Origin of the sequence: Bacillus sp. F19 (assembly GCA_023823795.1) — a bacterium.
In the GTDB taxonomy this organism is placed as follows: domain Bacteria; phylum Bacillota; class Bacilli; order Bacillales; family Bacillaceae; genus Bacillus_P.
Genome location: CP085710.1, coordinates 2378290 through 2395224, shown reverse-complemented (window position 1 = coordinate 2395224; position 16935 = coordinate 2378290). Strand labels below are relative to the sequence as shown.

15 protein-coding genes and 1 pseudogene are annotated in these 16935 nt (G+C 35.4%); 8 read left to right on the top strand and 8 right to left on the bottom strand.

Features of this window, described 5'->3' with window-relative positions:
- Positions 1 to 155 precede the first annotated feature (155 nt).
- Entirely contained in the window at positions 156 to 323 is a 168-nt protein-coding gene (locus tag LIT25_12135; GenBank protein ID USK35961.1) for a hypothetical protein, read from the bottom strand.
- A gap of 710 nt (positions 324 to 1033) precedes the next feature.
- Between LIT25_12135 and LIT25_12130 the strand changes: the two genes are divergently transcribed.
- A complete protein-coding gene (locus LIT25_12130) occupies positions 1034 to 1423 on the top strand; it encodes a DUF421 domain-containing protein (GenBank protein USK35960.1) in 390 nt (129 codons plus the stop codon).
- A gap of 747 nt (positions 1424 to 2170) precedes the next feature.
- Positions 2171 to 2377, top strand: coding sequence for a DUF1657 domain-containing protein (locus LIT25_12125; protein USK35959.1), 207 nt, complete (start codon positions 2171 to 2173; stop codon positions 2375 to 2377).
- 1005 nt (positions 2378 to 3382) lie between these two features.
- Here LIT25_12125 and LIT25_12120 read toward each other — a convergent pair.
- Positions 3383 to 3664, bottom strand: a complete 282-nt coding sequence (locus tag LIT25_12120; GenBank protein ID USK35958.1) for a hypothetical protein — start codon at positions 3662 to 3664, stop codon at positions 3383 to 3385.
- Positions 3665 to 3967: 303 nt separating this feature from the next.
- Here LIT25_12120 and LIT25_12115 point away from each other — a divergent pair, with 303 nt between their 5' ends.
- Entirely contained in the window at positions 3968 to 5383 is a 1416-nt protein-coding gene (locus LIT25_12115) for a PQQ-dependent sugar dehydrogenase (GenBank protein ID USK35957.1), read from the top strand.
- A 384-nt stretch (positions 5384 to 5767) separates the two neighbouring features.
- Here LIT25_12115 and LIT25_12110 read toward each other — a convergent pair whose 3' ends face one another.
- Positions 5768 to 6328: a hypothetical protein gene (locus LIT25_12110; protein USK35956.1), complete on the bottom strand. Its 561-nt coding sequence runs from the start codon at positions 6326 to 6328 to the stop codon at positions 5768 to 5770.
- Positions 6329 to 7005: 677 nt separating this feature from the next.
- On the opposite strand from LIT25_12110, the gene LIT25_12105 reads away from it, so the two are divergent.
- Positions 7006 to 7377 (top strand): VOC family protein, encoded by a 372-nt coding sequence (locus LIT25_12105; protein USK35955.1) that lies wholly within the window; start codon positions 7006 to 7008, stop codon positions 7375 to 7377.
- Between the two features lie 332 nt (positions 7378 to 7709).
- Here the strand turns inward: LIT25_12105 and LIT25_12100 are convergent, their stop codons facing one another.
- From LIT25_12100 to LIT25_12080, 5 genes are all read right to left on the bottom strand, one after another.
- Complete coding sequence (locus tag LIT25_12100; protein USK35954.1) at positions 7710 to 9020, bottom strand: MFS transporter; 1311 nt, start codon at positions 9018 to 9020, stop codon at positions 7710 to 7712.
- A gap of 111 nt (positions 9021 to 9131) precedes the next feature.
- Positions 9132 to 10316 carry an acetyl-CoA C-acetyltransferase gene (locus LIT25_12095; GenBank protein USK35953.1) on the bottom strand — a complete coding sequence of 395 codons (1185 nt, stop codon included), beginning with the start codon at positions 10314 to 10316 and terminating at the stop codon, positions 9132 to 9134.
- A gap of 20 nt (positions 10317 to 10336) precedes the next feature.
- Positions 10337 to 11092: a 3-hydroxybutyrate dehydrogenase gene (locus LIT25_12090; GenBank protein ID USK35952.1), complete on the bottom strand. Its 756-nt coding sequence runs from the start codon at positions 11090 to 11092 to the stop codon at positions 10337 to 10339.
- A gap of 21 nt (positions 11093 to 11113) precedes the next feature.
- Positions 11114 to 11773 (bottom strand): 3-oxoacid CoA-transferase subunit B, encoded by a 660-nt coding sequence (locus LIT25_12085; GenBank protein ID USK35951.1) that lies wholly within the window; start codon positions 11771 to 11773, stop codon positions 11114 to 11116.
- Entirely contained in the window at positions 11757 to 12443 is a 687-nt protein-coding gene (locus LIT25_12080; GenBank protein ID USK35950.1) for a CoA transferase subunit A, read from the bottom strand. The genes LIT25_12085 and LIT25_12080 overlap by 17 nt, the downstream gene beginning before the upstream one ends.
- Positions 12444 to 12614: 171 nt before the next feature.
- Between LIT25_12080 and LIT25_12075 the strand changes: the two genes are divergently transcribed.
- The 4 genes and pseudogenes from LIT25_12075 (at position 12615) to LIT25_12060 (ending at position 16590) form a co-directional block, all read left to right on the top strand.
- On the top strand, positions 12615 to 13229 hold the full coding sequence (locus LIT25_12075; GenBank protein USK35949.1) for a TetR/AcrR family transcriptional regulator: 615 nt from the start codon (positions 12615 to 12617) through the stop codon (positions 13227 to 13229).
- 684 nt (positions 13230 to 13913) lie between these two features.
- Positions 13914 to 14561, top strand: a complete 648-nt coding sequence (gene catA / locus LIT25_12070; protein ID USK35948.1) for a type A chloramphenicol O-acetyltransferase — start codon at positions 13914 to 13916, stop codon at positions 14559 to 14561.
- Positions 14562 to 14811: 250 nt separating this feature from the next.
- Positions 14812 to 15732 (top strand): annotated as a pseudogene (locus LIT25_12065) (S8 family peptidase).
- A gap of 36 nt (positions 15733 to 15768) precedes the next feature.
- Positions 15769 to 16590, top strand: coding sequence for an endonuclease (locus tag LIT25_12060; protein USK36255.1), 822 nt, complete (start codon positions 15769 to 15771; stop codon positions 16588 to 16590).
- The last annotated feature ends 345 nt before the right edge of the window (positions 16591 to 16935 follow it).

Sequence of the window (16935 nt, the reverse complement as noted above, 5' to 3'; positions counted from 1 at the left end):
AGCTAATAGGAGTCAATGGAATACGGACATGACCTAAGTGGGAACTGTACTTATGTAAGGTGAAGAACTTAAAAAAAGACCGTCTCTTGACGATCTTATTCCTATATATACCTCTTTTTTCTTTGATTAACTATTATAACAGAGACTCAAACAAGTCATCTTACTGTAACATCTTTAACTGTATCGGAAATACGGTCAACCGCTGCTTTTCCAACATCTTCAACAGCATCAATTGCATTTTTGGCTGCATCGCCTGCTGCTTCAACCCCACGTTTTGTTCTGTTACGTCCTTGATCAATAGCAGATCGATTTTGCTCAGTCATTCGTTATCCCTCCTTAAATTGGTTTCGACCTTAGTATAAGAAAATGTCATTTTGTTATTCATACATTGTGAATTCCTTTAGAAATGTATAGTTCCCATTAAAACGTTATTAACATAAGGTTCAAAAGAACTGGATAAGCATTTTTAATGTAATCTGTTAGCTATGCGCTAGTATTTTTGTAAATGTATCCCGCAAAATTTTATTCTGAGAAGAATCATTAGTCAACTAAATGTGAAAAGGATACATTGTCACAGTTATAGTTTTTTTCAAACTTATACGTCAGAAAAGTATGTTTATATTTTATTGATTAGGCAAAACGCTTTTTATTTGTCTATTATTGATCCTACTTAGAATGGGTTGTACGGTTGTCTGTGCCATTTCACTTCCACGTCCTCTTGTCATTCCATAAGTAGTAATAGCACCAACTCCTAGACCCAATAACGAAATCATCATACCTCTATTATTACGTCTCTTCCCAAACATCCATCTATTATTGCGACCAAAAGGACGTTAACCAACGTAAATTGTTCATTTTGTAAGTACCTCTTTTTTATTTTATTTAGAAGAAAATGTTCTTCCGTCTTTATTTTTCGACGATTGTACTTATATATACTGGAAAATAATATACCATTAAGTATGTTTTCAATTTTATGTGACCAAAATAATATTTGTATTTTTCATGGATAAGTATATAAAAATGAGGGTTGGAAATGTTCTTTCTTGTTGGGAAATTAATCCTACTTTTTGGTTTGGTAATTATAGCGATGCGTTGTATGGGAAAGACTGTGTTGGCTCAGTTGACTCCTCCAGATCTTGCCGCTATTGTATTTCTCGTCACATTGTCCGTTTCCCCCATCAAAGCCGATGGGATTGAACAGGCTATTATAGGAATCATAACCATCGTCGTTATGTACCTGTTATTTTCTAAATTAAATCTTTTTCGCTTGTTAAACCGTTTGTTCATCGGCCAGCCGAGCATTTTGGTAAAGCATGGGAAAATCTCCAAAAGAGAATTACAGAAAACTCGCTTTCCTCTCGTGGAACTATTGTCAGCCATCCGGACCGCAGGATATCCGAATATACAGGATTCGATTATGTGATTCTCGAACCGAATGGAGATCTTAGTATATTGCCAAACCAAGCTGTTGTTAATTTGACGCCTAGACACTTAAGCATTGAAACAGACTATCAAGGACTCACCGGTAATCAGAACGCTTAATTTATTTGGACATAACTAACCCCAGAAAACTAACAAGATGGAAAGATTAGTTTTAGATTAACTAGATTTGTATAGAATATGCATTATTTACTTTTGATAAAATAAGTTAAAAAAGGAAGAAGAAAATGACAAAAGAAAACAATGATCAAAATCTTACCAAAGAATTAATTGATTTAGTAAAAGAGGCAATGAAATCGAATGTAATAACTAAGAAAGAATTTAATAAGTTCCTAGAAGAAAAAATCAAAAACCAGTGAAGATAAATAGATCTGGCACACATTAAAATTTCCAACATACAATGAATTTAGACAATTGTCCCAATTTTATATCTTTGCTACACTTCTGAATCCACCGTATAGGTGGTTTTGTAATTGTATTTGAAATCTACATATGAAACATTTTTGCATATAATTAATATTACTCCGTTCTAAGTACAAGAAATATTCGAATAACAAAATCTCGGCATTCTGTCTAATGAATCCCCTTTAAACAAGGGGATTCATTAAATTTTTATAACAGTAAAGAAAGCTTAGTTTCATTTCCCTTAACAAAAATTGGGAAACATATTTCTTTTCAATGATCGACATTCTATATATTGTTTCGATTAACTTAAAAGGAGGAATCTCAAATGACAGTAATCAAAAACCTACAACAAACGATAGCAGGGTTAAAAAGTGCACAAGCAAGCTTAGAAGGATTTGCGCTTGACACTGACAATCAACAGGCACAACAACTGTATCAAAATACGGCTCAACAAGCACAACTTATCATTGACCAACTATCTCCACGTGTTCAGCAAGTTCAACAGGAAGAACCACAATACAAGCAACAATAAAAAATATAAAAAATCAATTTTGGTGTGGGAAATGGGAATAATATTAATGCCAGTGTTCTTTCAATTCCTTTTTTTCTTGTGTTATTAGAACGTCCAAAAGTGTCCGATGAAAACTCCCCTTTTCATATTGGACACTTTTTATTACCTAACATAAAAAAGAATCATTCTCCCATTGAAAAAACCTTTTTAATTTTTGACAAAGCACCATTGCTATGTAAAAACATAAATTATTTTGATTCTTTTTTTACGCTATAACCTATGGAATTTGATTTTGTTAAAAACTCCATGTATTCCCCCACTAAGATTAGAATTAAACTCATTAGTAGGCTTGTTTTTTGCCTGCTTTTTTCTATTTTGTCTGCTTTTTCGATGTGTGATTAAAAGAAGTTTTAATTTTTCTTGTTAAAAAACTCCTTAAAAACCACATCTTTAGGCGATGGTGGATATCATAAAATAGACTCTTACATAGGAGATAAATAACCTTAGATTGGCTACATTTCAAAACACGTATTTTAAAATAAAGTTTTTTGATCAAAGATGTTTTAGAAACCTTCAATCTTTATTTCATTTCTACATTTAACGCATTATAAGATTTTTTCCTTGGTTATTCATTTAGGAAAAACCACGCCTTAGAATGGAAAATAAAAAGCCTTTTTTCTCATTGTGTATCAAAATATTATAGCCAACACTCCTAAATACCAAAAAAAGATACTAGCTTTGCTTATTTTACTATCGAAATTTGCTTTGCGTGGTTTATCCTTTTCGCTGGCGGTACACATGTAAAATAAAAGGCTACCCTATAGGCAACCTAAGTGTGTTTATCAACTTATTACCGTTTATAGTCTGATACAAAATTTCTTATTTCTTGTATTGGAATTTCCAAATTAATAATCATTTGAATGAGTTCAACCCATTCTTTATCAAGTTCTTCTACTGTATCGTTCGCCTCCTGACTTATCATTACTATTCCCCTATTAGAATCAGAGGGTAACTCAGCCATCTTTCTCACATCAGATTCATCTTCTTTTTTTTGATAACCCTGTTATTCTTCGTGTAGCAGTTCCCACTGTTCATATAGGTTTTTGCTGCCTGATAGTCATCGAAATCCACTTTTAAATCTGTCTGTAATTTTCCTTTTAATTCGCGGTATGACTCTTCCCATTCCTCTAGGCTTTTTAAATCAAAGAGTTTTGAAAACCTTGGTTTTAAACTTTCCCAGTGAAAATAAATATTATTACACCATTCCAACAAATCTTCACGGTATTGTATTTGATTTTCTATTTTCATATATATCTCTCCCATAAATTTTTTACTCTTAATATTCGTAATCATATATGTCATCAGTAATCCAATATCCATCATCCTAAAATTAATGGATGCCACCTTTATCCTATGCAAAAAGGGTATCCCTGTTCTTTAATTCAATTAAAAAGTGCACTTCTCCTTCTTGAAGAAATGCACCCTTTAAGTACGCTGGTGCGGAAAATGGTGCAATGCCTTGTCAGATTCCACGGCCTTAATTTGGTACTAATAGAACAGTTCTAACAATATTCTTATAAAAGAAAACAATAAGAAGGAGTGTATAGTCAGATGATAAAAGTTAAAGTTAGTTTACGGCCCATTGTTAGTAAGATAAATTTACCCACTGTTTTGAAAACAACTATACCTCCGGGTGACTCAATTGAAAGATTATTTATTGCAACCCAGGTAGGAGAGATCTTTTACATAGGAAACGGAGTTATAAGGACTTTTTTAGATATTCGCCCGCGAATCATAAGGCTAGGTGTTTCTGATGGTGGATATGATGAACGGGGATTGCTAGGGCTAGCATTTCATCCCGAATTTTATTATAACGGTCTGTTTTATCTTCATTATTCAGTAGCTGGAACACAAGGTCCAGGTGCTCTTCCTGAATTTTTTAAGCCTAACCCGTGTGACCCCAGAACCTTAAACTTAAGGTGGATAAATAGAGAAACTCAATATGATCATATTGATACAGTTGAAGAATGGATTTTACAATCGAATGGTCAACCTCAAAAACGACGGACATTACTTAACTTAAGAAGACCATTTTTTAATCATAATGGTGTCAATAGCTTAAACTTTTCACCTGAAACAGGAAAACTTGTTTTAACAACCGGAGATGGTGGATCAGGCTATGATCCATTTAATTTAAGCCAGAATGATATGGAAATCGCCGGTAAAATAATTGAAATTGATGTAGTTAAGAATACCTTTACCAATAATCCACCTGCAGTCACACGTTTTAATGAACTTCCCGCACCTATTCAGGAAACGCTTACAGTAATTGCCAAAGGGGTACGCAATATACCTGGCATTTCATTTCAAAGGATTTATAATCAGTATATCAAATATGTGGGAAATGTCGGACAGGATCTGGCAGAGTCAATTTTTTCATTCGTTCATTATAAACCAATACCGGTTACTCAGCTTATTCAAGCTTCTTTAATGAATTCTGAACCTGACCAAGAAGGATTTATTAACTTTGGCTGGCGAGGGTGGGAAGGTGCTTTTCCTACTTCGATTATAAGGGGCTGCTCTACAAATCCGACTTTGGATGAGAAAACAATTGCTTATTACAATGAAGCGGTAAAAACTTCAGTGCGGCGTCTTCAGCCTCTAACTAGTTATTTTCATAAAGATCCCCGACCCGATAAGTTTGGAGGAACTGCACTTACAGGAGTCCAGTCATATATGGGGAATGGAATTCCCGATTTAACGGGAAGCGTTGTGTTTACCGATTTTGCCCGGGATGAAGAATCTCAACCTCCGGTTAGAGGGGCTCTAGCTTATACCAAGGTAAGAACAGATTGTAAACTAAATGATTTTAGTGTTATTGAAACCGATTATAATTTTGGGTCTCAATCAGCTTTTTATGTTAGTTTGGGAACGAATCTGAATCAAACCAGACTATATTTAGGGGTTTATGGCTCTATGAATGTAACTGATTTTAACCAAGGTACTGTTTTTGAAATTGTTCCATGATTCACAACTATAAAATTCGACTTAATACCAGAAAAATCTCTTTCTTGGATTTAATTGAATCGAAATATAAAACAAACAAGAGAGCAATCATACTCCCTCGTTTGTTTATTTTTCCGGGTATTTAAAAGCCGAACACCTTGATTTCATCCCAAATATTTGTATTTCTCATACAATAGAACGGACAAAGTTCTGCCGTATCTGGCTCTCACTAACTTGTTGAGCATATAATCGCTCTTATATACCGGTTCACATATTCCTCTTATGGGAGAAAATTTTAAAACCCAAAATCTTTTATCTGAAACAGCAAATGCACAAACATGGACGGGTGCCATTCTCCCTTGTTCCTACTTATCCCGCGGAATTTATAAGAGATTTGGAGAGTCACTAAATTATAATGGCCTTTAATTTTTTAAAAAAGAATAAAGCCATCTCAACCCATAACCAGTTATAAAGGAAAGAAAATAAAAAAATACTTCCTGCTGTAAGGAGTGAAAAGGAATCGGATACGGCTGGACCAAGAACGGGAAAGTTGAAAACATTTAGTAGACTCATAATTCCTATCGTTAAGAGAATGGCACCAATAGAAATAATGCTTAATCTCTTCTTGAAAAAGGAAAAAGCTGCGCCTATACCAATCCCTAACAACCCTGTTGTAAAAGGAAAAACGACTAGTTCACTTGGGAACAGAATAAATAGCAACAGGATGGTAAGAAAATAAGACATCACTCCCATATGAAGGGAAAACATGGCACCAATCAGAATGGGTAAAGTGGCAAATGGGCTGATAAAATATCCGATCCCTGGTAAAAAGCCGCCTGCTGCTTGAAGTACAGTAGCCATACAGGCGAGAAAAGATCCTAAAACAAGCCTCTTCGCTTTTGTATGTTTACAAAATTCTAATTGGGCAAATCGAACATCATCTGAAATTGATTTAAAAAAATACATCGGTCCACCTCATTCAAAACGGTTTTTATACAATACAATATATTAACCATTGATTAGAGGTGGAACTATGATTAAAAATCCATCGAGCAATACCCCATGATAATAAGTAGATGAAATAATTCCCTACTAATCTAACTATTTTTTGCTTCTAAACAAAAGTACACACCTTTATTATGTAGAATGATTTCTTTAAATTGAATATTTCTCAAAGTTCTTCTTTGGTATATGAGACATGACATATACCGTGACTCTACCTTAATGAAAAAATCATCTAATACGGAATATTCACATTTAACGAATTAAAGTTATCCATAATTTTATCAATACGTTATATTGTCCAAAAAAAGTACTACCTTTAACAGCCAAAGCAGCATAACTGAACCTATTCTTCATTCCCTGAAAATGAACATAACAAAAGTAAAATTAGAAACTACTATTATTATTTTATTGAATTTTGGCTTATTCATAGGATCTCAAAAAAGCACGGAATACTGGAATACTTAAACAAAAGGGCACTGCCATTTTTAAAGGGTCAGAATAGTTCATTTGTTCTTTGATCATAACAGCCTTTTTAAAAGATTGAAAATTCTTTATCTGATGTGTTCTTCAAAGTAATGATGTATACTTAATTAATGCAAAAAACTTTCTAAATTATTTATTTTATATGAGGAGGAAATATGAAACTAGGCGCATTCTCTATAAGTTTAAGTGTAAAAGACATTAATCAATCAAAATCATTTTACGAAAGCCTAGGATTTCAAGCCTTAGGTGGGGATATTACCCAAAATTGGCTTATAATGAAGAATGAAAGTACCGTCATTGGTCTATTTCAGGGAATGTTTGAAAAGAACATTCTGACGTTTAATCCAGGCTGGAATGAAAATGCCGAAAATCTTGATTCATTCACAGACATCCGGGACCTTCAAAAGCAGCTTAAAGCAAAAGGAATTAAGATGTTGTCAGAAGCAGATGAAACAAGCGAAGGTCCTGCAAGTTTTACAATTGAAGATCCTGATGGTAATACCATTCTTGTAGATCAACACAGATGATGTAGTGGATAGAATGCGAACATATATTTGAAAAGATGAGAAGATTGGCTGGACATAGCAACATTGCGACAACGAGTGATTTAGCGGATGCGGTTGATGCTTTGCCAAAATTTTAGACTATGATACTACAACTAACACACACCATATAGGGGTACCGTCAACATTCTGCGTTTTGCCGTTAGGCCCCCTTATTAATATATCGGAAAACATTGATACATTAAGGTTCTTATCCGCATACTCCTTACTATACCAAAAGAAACACCAGAGAAATTCTTAAGAATTTCTCTGGTGTTTCTTTTTTCAAAACCTTTTCTTTTCATTTAAATCAGTTTTTATTGTCTAGCTGGGATTTCTTTAACAATGTTCTCATTTATATTACTTGCCAATTTTAATGTCAATAAGGTGATTAGACCGATTGCGAGTAGGCCTGATATGATAAACATCCCTTGAGTAAATGCTACAGCACCTAGAATCATTGGTCCTACAAATCCACCTAATGCTGCAAATGAATTGACTAAAGCAATGCCAACAGGTGCAGTAGACTCGGTGAAGAAAAATGTCATGTAGGCAAAGAAACACCCAGTAAATCCATATAGTCCTGCAGATGTAACCGTTAACATAAGCACCATCATAAAGACGCTGTCTGAAAAGCCACATCCGATAAACCCTATAACCGCGATAATAAAGGAAACTATTAAATGCATTTTGTGCGCATTAGTCCTATCCGAATTCCAACCAACAAAAATTATAGATGGGATACCTACTAGTGAAGGAATCATGGCTAACCATCCTATCTCTAAGTTGGTCGATGCATTTTCTGATAAGGATTTAATGATGGTTGGCATCCAGAATGACAATCCATAGAGACCTGTATAAGTAGAGAAATAAAGCAGAGATAACTTCCAAACTTTTAAATCCTTCAGCATGTCTAGTTTTGAGACTTTATTTATTTGTGCACTTAATTGTCGTTCAGCGCTCAATTCACCTTCTAACCAATCTTTTTCTTCCTTAGATAACCATTTAGCATTAGCAGGTCTATTAGTTAAGTAAAAAACAACAACGAAACCTAAAATAATAGCCGGGATTCCCTCAAGGATAAACACCCATCTCCATCCTGCCATATCGAACCAAAATATATTATCAAGAATCCACGTTGACACCGGTGCGCCAATTAATCCACCTATTGGTAAAGCTAATAGTAAGACAGCTGTTGCTCGTCCTCTTTCTCGGGCTCTAAACCAATAAGTTAAATACAAAATAATACCTGGGAAAAATCCAGCTTCAGCGACGCCTAAAAGAAAACGTAGAATGTATAGATGAGTCGTCGTTTGCGCAAAACCAGTTAAGACCACGACAATTCCCCATGAAATCATAATACGAGCAATCCACATGCGAGCTCCCACTTTATGCATAATCATGTTACTTGGGACTTCAAAAAAGAAATAGCCAATAAAGAATATACCAGAAAGCAGACCAAAAACTTCAGCAGATAAAGCTAATTCCGCATTCATTTCTAAAGCGGCGTAGCCTAAGTTAACCCGGTCTAAGTAAGCAATAATATAAAGAATCAAGATAAATGGAAGAATGCGCTTCATTGTTTTACTGGTTGTTCTTTTTTCTATTATACTAATAGATTGATTCATGATTATTCCCTCCCTTTTCATACTAATTTTTAATCATTAAACTAAAACGCCTGTCTCTATATCTATTGATAAAATTTTGCTTCTGATCGACTCTTTTACTATTAACTTTAATTAGATATTCACATTTTCTAAAATAATGGCAATACCTTGGCCGCCACCAATACAAAGCGAAGCTAATCCATATTTAACATTTCTTTTCTTCATTTCAAGTGCTAAAGTATAGGTGATTCTTGAGCCGCTTGCACCAACCGGATGACCTAATGCGATAGCCCCTCCGTTTACATTTACTTTATCCTGATCGACACCTAACTCTTTAATTACGGCTAAAGATTGTGCCGCAAATGCCTCGTTAAATTCAAACAAGCCAATATCATCTAGTCTTAAACCAGCCTTCTCTAATGCTTTTTTGCTTGCTGGAACGGGTCCAATTCCCATAATTTTTGGATCAACTCCTGCTACGCCCCACGAAACAACCTTTGCTAATGGTTTTAAATCATGTTCATTGACATAGTCTTCCGATGCTAGCATGACTGCTGCTGCCCCATCGTTAATACCGCTCGCATTTCCTGGTGTCACCGTCCCGGCTTTCTTAAAAGCCGGCTTTAGTTTGGTTAAGCCTTCTACACTTGCACCTTCTCTAATATGTTCATCGACCTTAAAGACATTTTCTTGTCCTTTTTTCCCTTTGATCGAAATTGGTACAATCTCTTCCGCGAAACGACCACTATTTCTTGCTTGAATCGCTTTTTCCTGTGAATGAACCGCAAACGCATCTTGTTCTTCACGAGAAATATTATACTTTTCTGATAAATTTTCGGCTGTCATGCCCATTCCACAACCAACATATTGATCGGTTAATGTTTCCCAAAGCATATCATCTACGACTGGCGCCTTATTTGGTGAGCCAAAGCGTGTTCCTCTTAATACATGAGGAGATAGACTCATATTTTCTGTTCCGCCTGCAACAATGACATTTGCATCCCCTAATGCAATTGCCTGTGCAGCAGATACGATCGACTGCATGCTTGAACCACATAATCGATTAAGTGTAAGGGCAGATGATGACTCTTCCATGCCACTTCTTAAACCAATATGCCTTGCTAAATAAGCAGAGTTGCTACTTGTATGAATAATGTTTCCAAATATGATTTCATCAATATCTGAAGCTGAAATGCCGCTTCTTTTAATTACTTCAGTAGTAACTGCTATGCCTAGATCAATTTCGTTCACATCTTTTAATGAACCGCCGAAAGTACCAAAAGCTGTTCTTGCCCCATCAATAATATAGGTTGTCATCTGTTTTCCTCCTCATTTTTTTACATGCCGCCTGCGACACTAAGGTGTTCTCCCGTAATACCACCTGCAGCTTCTGATGCTAAATAAACGACTCCTGAAGCAACCTCTTCAGGTTCGATAAAACGATTCATCGCTTGCCTTGGATACATAATTGCCTCAAGCGCTTCTTTATCATTCATTCCTTTTTCTGTTAAGCTATCAAGCTGCTTTACTAACAATTCTGTTCTCACTGGGCCAGGTAAAATCGAGTTAGCCGTTATTTTATATGGCGCACCTTCTAAAGCAGTTACGCCAGTAACGCCTATTACACCATGCTTGGCAGCCACATAGGCAATTTTTTCTGGTGTGGCTAGCTTCCTATGAACGGATGATATATTAACAATCCTCCCGTATTCTTCCCTTTTCATATGTGGAAAAACATGTTTCGTCATCAGAAATACACCTGTCAACATGACATTAATAAGTAAGTTCCATTTTTCTAAAGGAAAAGACTCTAATGGTGCACGATATTGAAGTCCGGCATTATTAATTAATACCTCAATCGATCCTTTCTCATTAATAATGTCCGCTATTGCTGATTGAATAACGGCTTCATCCGTCACATCTAAATAAATCCCTTTAGCATTTTCTCCTAGAGCTCGTGCGGTTTCCTCTGCTGCTTCTTTATTAAGATCGGCTATATATACAAAGTCATGATGTTTAATAAATTCCTTTGCGATAGCTTTACCTAGACCGCCAGCCGCACCTGTTACTAAAACGGTTCGTTGCTTGTTCATAAGTTTTCCCCCATTATTCATCTATAACAGACTAGGTGATAAATTATGTAAATACTCTAATGTAAAACCAACCTTTTTACTTAATTCTTCTATTGAAATATCTTCTATCATTTCAATCACTTTGATGCCTTCATCCGTAAATTTAAAAACAGCGTAATCAGAAACAAAAAGCTCTACTCTTCGAATACCGCTTGTTTTATATGATAATTCTTTGACTAATTTAGACGTTCCATCTTTCGCAAATAAAGTAGCAGCAACAATAACCTTCTTTGCTCCAGTTACTAGATCCATCGCTCCCCCGACACCTAAGATCGGTTGATTAGGAACAGCCCAATTGGCAATTTCACCATGAATATCCACTTGAAGTATGCCTAAAACCGCTACATCCACATGACCGCCTCTAATCAAAGCAAAAGAATCTGCACTATTAAAAAAGGATGCACCTTTCAAATACGTAACTGGCTCTTTTCCTGCATCAATTAAATCAATATCTAAATTTCCTTCCGAAGGAGGGGGTCCCATTCCTAACAAGCCATTCTCCGTTTGTAAATATACTTTTTTATCTCCTAAATAGGACGTAACCAGTGTCGGAATCCCTATTCCTAAGTTAACAATTTGACCATCTTCTAATTCTTCAGCAATTCTTTTAGCAATTACATGTCTTTTATCTTGACTCAACATAATCACTCCCTATTTTTGAATATTTGCTTTTGATGACATAATTCACATAAGCATGAGGCGTCACAATATATTCTGGGTCTAGTTGACCCACTTCAACAATTTCGTCAACTTCAGCAATAACTATTTTTCCTGCCGTAGCCATCATTGGATTAAAGTTTCTGGCTGTCGTATGATACACTAAATTTCCAATTTTATCTGCTTTAGCCGCTTTCACAATAGCGACATCACCTTTAATCGCTTTTTCAAAAATATATCTTTCTCCATCGATATCTCTTTCCTCTTTTCCTTCGGCTAAATCAGTTCCAACACCGGTTCTAGTATAAAATCCTCCAATACCAGCACCACCGCAACGAATGGCTTCAGCTAAAGTACCTTGAGGTAGCAAGTCGATTTCTAACTTACCTTTAGACCAAGCAATAACAGCCTCTTTATTGATGGAAAAAAATGAGCCAATGGCTTTTTTGATTTTTCCCTGCATGAATAATTTATGCAATCCTTGTCCTTCATCACCTAAGTTATTACTGACAATCGTCAAATCGGTAATATCTGCTTCTAATAGTTCATCAATGATCGTCAAAGGTGTGCCTGATAAACCAAAGCCGCCTGTTAAAATGACATCACTACTTTTGAAATACTTTCTTATTTCACTAGATTCAATAACTTTATCCATTATTTCCCCTCCAGAATATAAAGTAAGCGCTGTCTTTTTTGTTTAGGAAATGGTTGTGATTATTCGTAATCTAGGTTAGATTTTAAAAGACAACCAACCCTATAATTAGACTACAGTCTAATATTATTAAAGATTTAAATATTCTGTCAATGTTTATTTGGAGGTTTTTTCATGTTTGAGCCAAAAAGAAAGCAACGCAGGGGAGAACAAACGCGCGAAAAAATATTAAAAACGTCTTTAAAACTGTTTAGTGAAAAAGGTTTTAACAAAGTAACAGTCGACGAAATCGTAAAAAAAAGCGGCACATCAAAAGGTTCATTTTATCAACACTTTACAGCTAAATCGGACATATTATTAGTAAGATTCACCGAAGTTGATAATTATTATCTTGAAGTCTTTCAGTCTTTTCCAAAAGATATGGACGCGTTTGAGAAGTTATTTATTTTCATACGGAAATTAATGCGTTTTCTAGAGGAAGAAATGGGTAAAGATCTAATGAAAGTCATATACAGTTCCGCATTAGAATCAAAAGAACACACTTATTTTTTAGATGCAAATCGCCACCTTTTTCAAATCATCCGTACATTACTTGAAGAAGCGAAGGAACAAGGCGCCATTGACACTAGCCAATCCGTAGATGATCTTTCAACACTGATCACCCAAAGCCTAATGGGAATCATCTATCATTGGGGGCTACACGATTCGGATCAAAGCTTAGAATCATTATCTATCCCGCTGACCAAAACAATCATTAAGGGATTAAAAATGAAGAATAAACGCATTTAAGTGGGTCCGCATCATTCCTTATTGGACAAGGATTTGATTCGCCTAGTCAGATTGAATTTTCACCAAGATATCAAAGAGTTCATGCACCATAGCATCGAACCTACTCTTTATTTTTTGAGTTTAGAATTCAGCTCATCCATTGAATCGGTTTATTGAAATTAGGAATTTGGTTGGGCTATTATTTTAAATGTTAATGTTACTCCTAGTAATCGCTTATTAAATTTTTTATTAATTATATTTTTGTCACACGTTCTGTTTTGTTATTTTACATGTTTTATCTTGTTTTCGGATGCCCTTAGAACTTGTGTGCCAAGGGATTCATCGTTTTAATATAACAAAAATGGTACTAACCATAACAAAAACGGTGCATCTATAACATTTTCGGTGCCAACTATAACAAAAATGGTTTGCTATTAATCTCGCTAATGTAGCTTTTATATAAAGTTTGATCATTTTCTACCTATGTTGTTCCACAATCGCGCCTGATTGCTGAAGATCGTTATTAAAGGAAAGCCCCCTATAATTCAATAAGGATAATACATAGTTGACGGATACTAATTTGAGGAGTAGCGAGTATTTGTTATAATTATGTATAGATAAAATTAGATAAGGGTGTAATTAATGAAAAAAGCAGAGAAATTAGCCTCCTAATTATCATCCAAAACATATTTAGGAGGCATATAAATGAGTTTTAAAATGATTGATATAGAGAAATGGCACCGAAAAGAATATTTTGAGCATTATTTGAATCAGCAGACAACATTTAGTATGACAGTTGACTTGGATATTAGTATATTTTACAAAAATATCAAGAAAAGAGGATATAAATTTTATCCTTGTTTTATATATTTGGTTACAAAAGTAATAAATTCAAATAGTGCTTATAGAACTTGTTTCAATAATCAAGGAAAATTAGGATATTGGGAAAAAATGAACCCAAGTTATACAATATTTGATGAAGTTTCAGAAACCTTCTCAAGTATTTGGACTAACACTTTTGATAGTTTTAATCAGTTTCATAAAAATTATGAAGCTGATATAAATGAATATAATGATGCTGGAAAATTATTTCCTAAAACTCCTATTCCTGATAATACTTTTAATATATCAATGATTCCTTGGAGTTCATTCACTGCTTTTAATCTCAACATTAATAATGATAACAATTATCTTTTACCAATTGTTACAGCAGGAAAGATTGTGGAAATGGAAACTGTTAAGTTCCTTCCAGTTTCTTTACAGGTTCACCATGCTGTTTGCGACGGTTATCATGCAGGATTATTTATGAATTACCTTCAAAAGTTTGCGGATGAATCCCATGAATGGTTGTAACATTGGATATAAAACAATCAGATGCTTTTCTTTATTCAAGAAAAGCATCTTTTTATTTGCATCATCGTTCGACCAAACTGTACATTAGGTCTGCTTCAGCTAAACTGCTACTTTAGTTTAAGTACATTTCTTCGAAAGAACATTCGTTCGATAAAAACACATCCATTGTAACTGTTTATACGGATTCTGAATTGTTAAACTATTAGTAACACCAAGAATACACAGAAACTTAATTCTGGGAGGGATACAAATGGAGCGGAAATTACATTTAATTCCTTATCAAGTGAATGCAGAGGTCGAATCGGTGTATGAGGTGCCAAAAGGTATTGAGCTTATTGCGGCTCCAAAAATCTGGGAGAAATCGAAAGGGAAGGGAATCACGGTTGCAATATTGGACACAGGCTGCGATGTCACCCATCCTGATTTGAGTGAGCGAATTATCGGGGGACGGAATTTCACTGGTGATGATAATGGAAATCCTGATGTATACACTGATTTTAATGGCCATGGAACCCATGTGGCTGGCACAATTGCCGCCGTCCATAACGATACAGGAGTAGTTGGGGTTGCACCTGAAGCAAGTTTACTGATTATAAAGGTGCTTGATAAAAATGGATCAGGTCAATACGACTGGATCATTAATGGAATTAACTATGCAGTTGAACAAAAGGCGGATATCATTTCCATGAGCCTTGGTGGTTCTGAGGATGTATCTGAGTTGCATCATGCTATTCAAAACGCAATCGCTAAGCAAATTCTAGTAGTTTGTGCTGCTGGAAATGAGGGAGATGGACTGGATTCTTCAGATGAATTGGCCTATCCTGCCTGCTACAATGAAGTCATCAGCGTCGGAGCCATTAATCTGCAACACGATTATTCTGAATTTTCAAATTCGAATAATGAAGTCGACTTAGTAGCTCCTGGTGAAGAAATCCTTTCAACACATTTAAACGGAAAGTATGCAAAACTAAGCGGAACTTCGATGGCAACACCGCATATATCCGGTGCACTTGCGCTCATTAAAGAGATTGCCAACAAAAACTTTGAGCGAAATTTGACAGAGCCTGAGCTGTATGCGCAATTAATAAAGAGAACGGTTCCTCTAGGAAACTCGCCAAAACTCGAAGGCAACGGTTTGCTGTACTTAACAGCAGAGGACTACTTATCGGATGTGTTCAACCAAAAATTATCAGGCGTTGAAAATATAATGGAAAAGCTAGAATTGCTAAACAGTGAATGGGAAACAGCCAAGTCAGACTTTTTAAAATATAAAGAAAATCGACCCTATTATGACGAAAAGAATGATAAGGAAGTCAGGAACCAATACTATCAGAGCATTTCATTCACGGATGCTAATCTGTCAGACAGCCTTCATACATTGCTTAAAAAAACACATACAGATCAGTTAAACTACAGCCCGCACCGTTATGTGTACCCATGGGTTGATTTGCAGGAAAACGGTTCATTAAAAAGCCTTTATTCTGGAAAAGGGATGAATCCACTTTCTGTCATAGAGGAGGATATTCGGCTCCATGAATTGCAGGCAAAAGGGTTAATCGACAGCTTATCGGAAGATCTATTAAACTGTGAACATGTAGTTCCTCAATCATGGTTCGATAAAAAAGAACCGATGAGAGGAGACTTGCATCATCTATTTGCCTGCGAACCCACCTGCAATAGCAGTCGCAGCAACCATCCTTACTATGATTTCCCCGATTATGTCCCTGAAGGTGAAGGATGGATTCTTGGAATCAAAGATGGCTGCGGCAAGGCTGAAGAAAGTAAGTTCGAACCAGAATACGGCAAAGGAATCGTTGCCAGAGCAACACTCTATTTCCTAATTCGCTATCCAAACACCATTAAAAAAGAACTAGAGAATGTCTCTTTATTGCTAAAATGGCATCAAACATTTCCGGTATCCATCTATGAAAAGCATCGCAACCTAGCTATCCATGAACTTCAAGGCAATCGGAACCCATTTATTGATTTTCCAGAGATGGCAGAGAGTATTGTAACAATAGAAAAATAAAGTGATTGATTGGAAACTCCTTTGTAAAGGGGTCTTTCTAGAATAAAAGATTGAAAGGTGAGCAGCCATTCGGCTTCCTTTTGTAATTTTTATACTTTGTCAGAAAAGTACCAGACGATCTTTAAAGGTTCCGGCAGCAACTTGCAACAGGCTTTATGTTAAATATATATAATTACAATTAACTATTGAATTAAAAAGCCTGTATCATAGATTACCAAGTAATCATTGATACAGGCTTCTTTTATTTCTTTGCCCTGCTGTTGGTTTAAAATAAAGTTTGATTGAACTAGCCAACTTGATTTAGTAAAAATAAAAAAGACTGTTTTGAAAGAAGATTGATCAAAA

Coding starts and splice junctions, on each gene's coding strand:
- LIT25_12090 (USK35952.1), bottom strand. CDS start 11,092: ATGAACAAGCAACGAACCGTTTTAGTAACAGGTGCGGCTGGCGGTCTA.
- LIT25_12100 (USK35954.1), bottom strand. CDS start 9,020: ATGAATCAATCTATTAGTATAATAGAAAAAAGAACAACCAGTAAAACA.
- LIT25_12080 (USK35950.1), bottom strand. CDS start 12,443: ATGGATAAAGTTATTGAATCTAGTGAAATAAGAAAGTATTTCAAAAGT.
- LIT25_12130 (USK35960.1), top strand. CDS start 1,034: ATGTTCTTTCTTGTTGGGAAATTAATCCTACTTTTTGGTTTGGTAATT.
- LIT25_12075 (USK35949.1), top strand. CDS start 12,615: ATGTTTGAGCCAAAAAGAAAGCAACGCAGGGGAGAACAAACGCGCGAA.
- LIT25_12115 (USK35957.1), top strand. CDS start 3,968: ATGATAAAAGTTAAAGTTAGTTTACGGCCCATTGTTAGTAAGATAAAT.
- LIT25_12120 (USK35958.1), bottom strand. CDS start 3,664: ATGAAAATAGAAAATCAAATACAATACCGTGAAGATTTGTTGGAATGG.
- LIT25_12105 (USK35955.1), top strand. CDS start 7,006: ATGAAACTAGGCGCATTCTCTATAAGTTTAAGTGTAAAAGACATTAAT.
- catA (USK35948.1), top strand. CDS start 13,914: ATGAGTTTTAAAATGATTGATATAGAGAAATGGCACCGAAAAGAATAT.
- LIT25_12135 (USK35961.1), bottom strand. CDS start 323: ATGACTGAGCAAAATCGATCTGCTATTGATCAAGGACGTAACAGAACA.
- LIT25_12060 (USK36255.1), top strand. CDS start 15,769: ATGGAAAAGCTAGAATTGCTAAACAGTGAATGGGAAACAGCCAAGTCA.
- LIT25_12095 (USK35953.1), bottom strand. CDS start 10,316: ATGACAACCTATATTATTGATGGGGCAAGAACAGCTTTTGGTACTTTC.
- LIT25_12110 (USK35956.1), bottom strand. CDS start 6,328: ATGTATTTTTTTAAATCAATTTCAGATGATGTTCGATTTGCCCAATTA.
- LIT25_12125 (USK35959.1), top strand. CDS start 2,171: ATGACAGTAATCAAAAACCTACAACAAACGATAGCAGGGTTAAAAAGT.
- LIT25_12085 (USK35951.1), bottom strand. CDS start 11,773: ATGTTGAGTCAAGATAAAAGACATGTAATTGCTAAAAGAATTGCTGAA.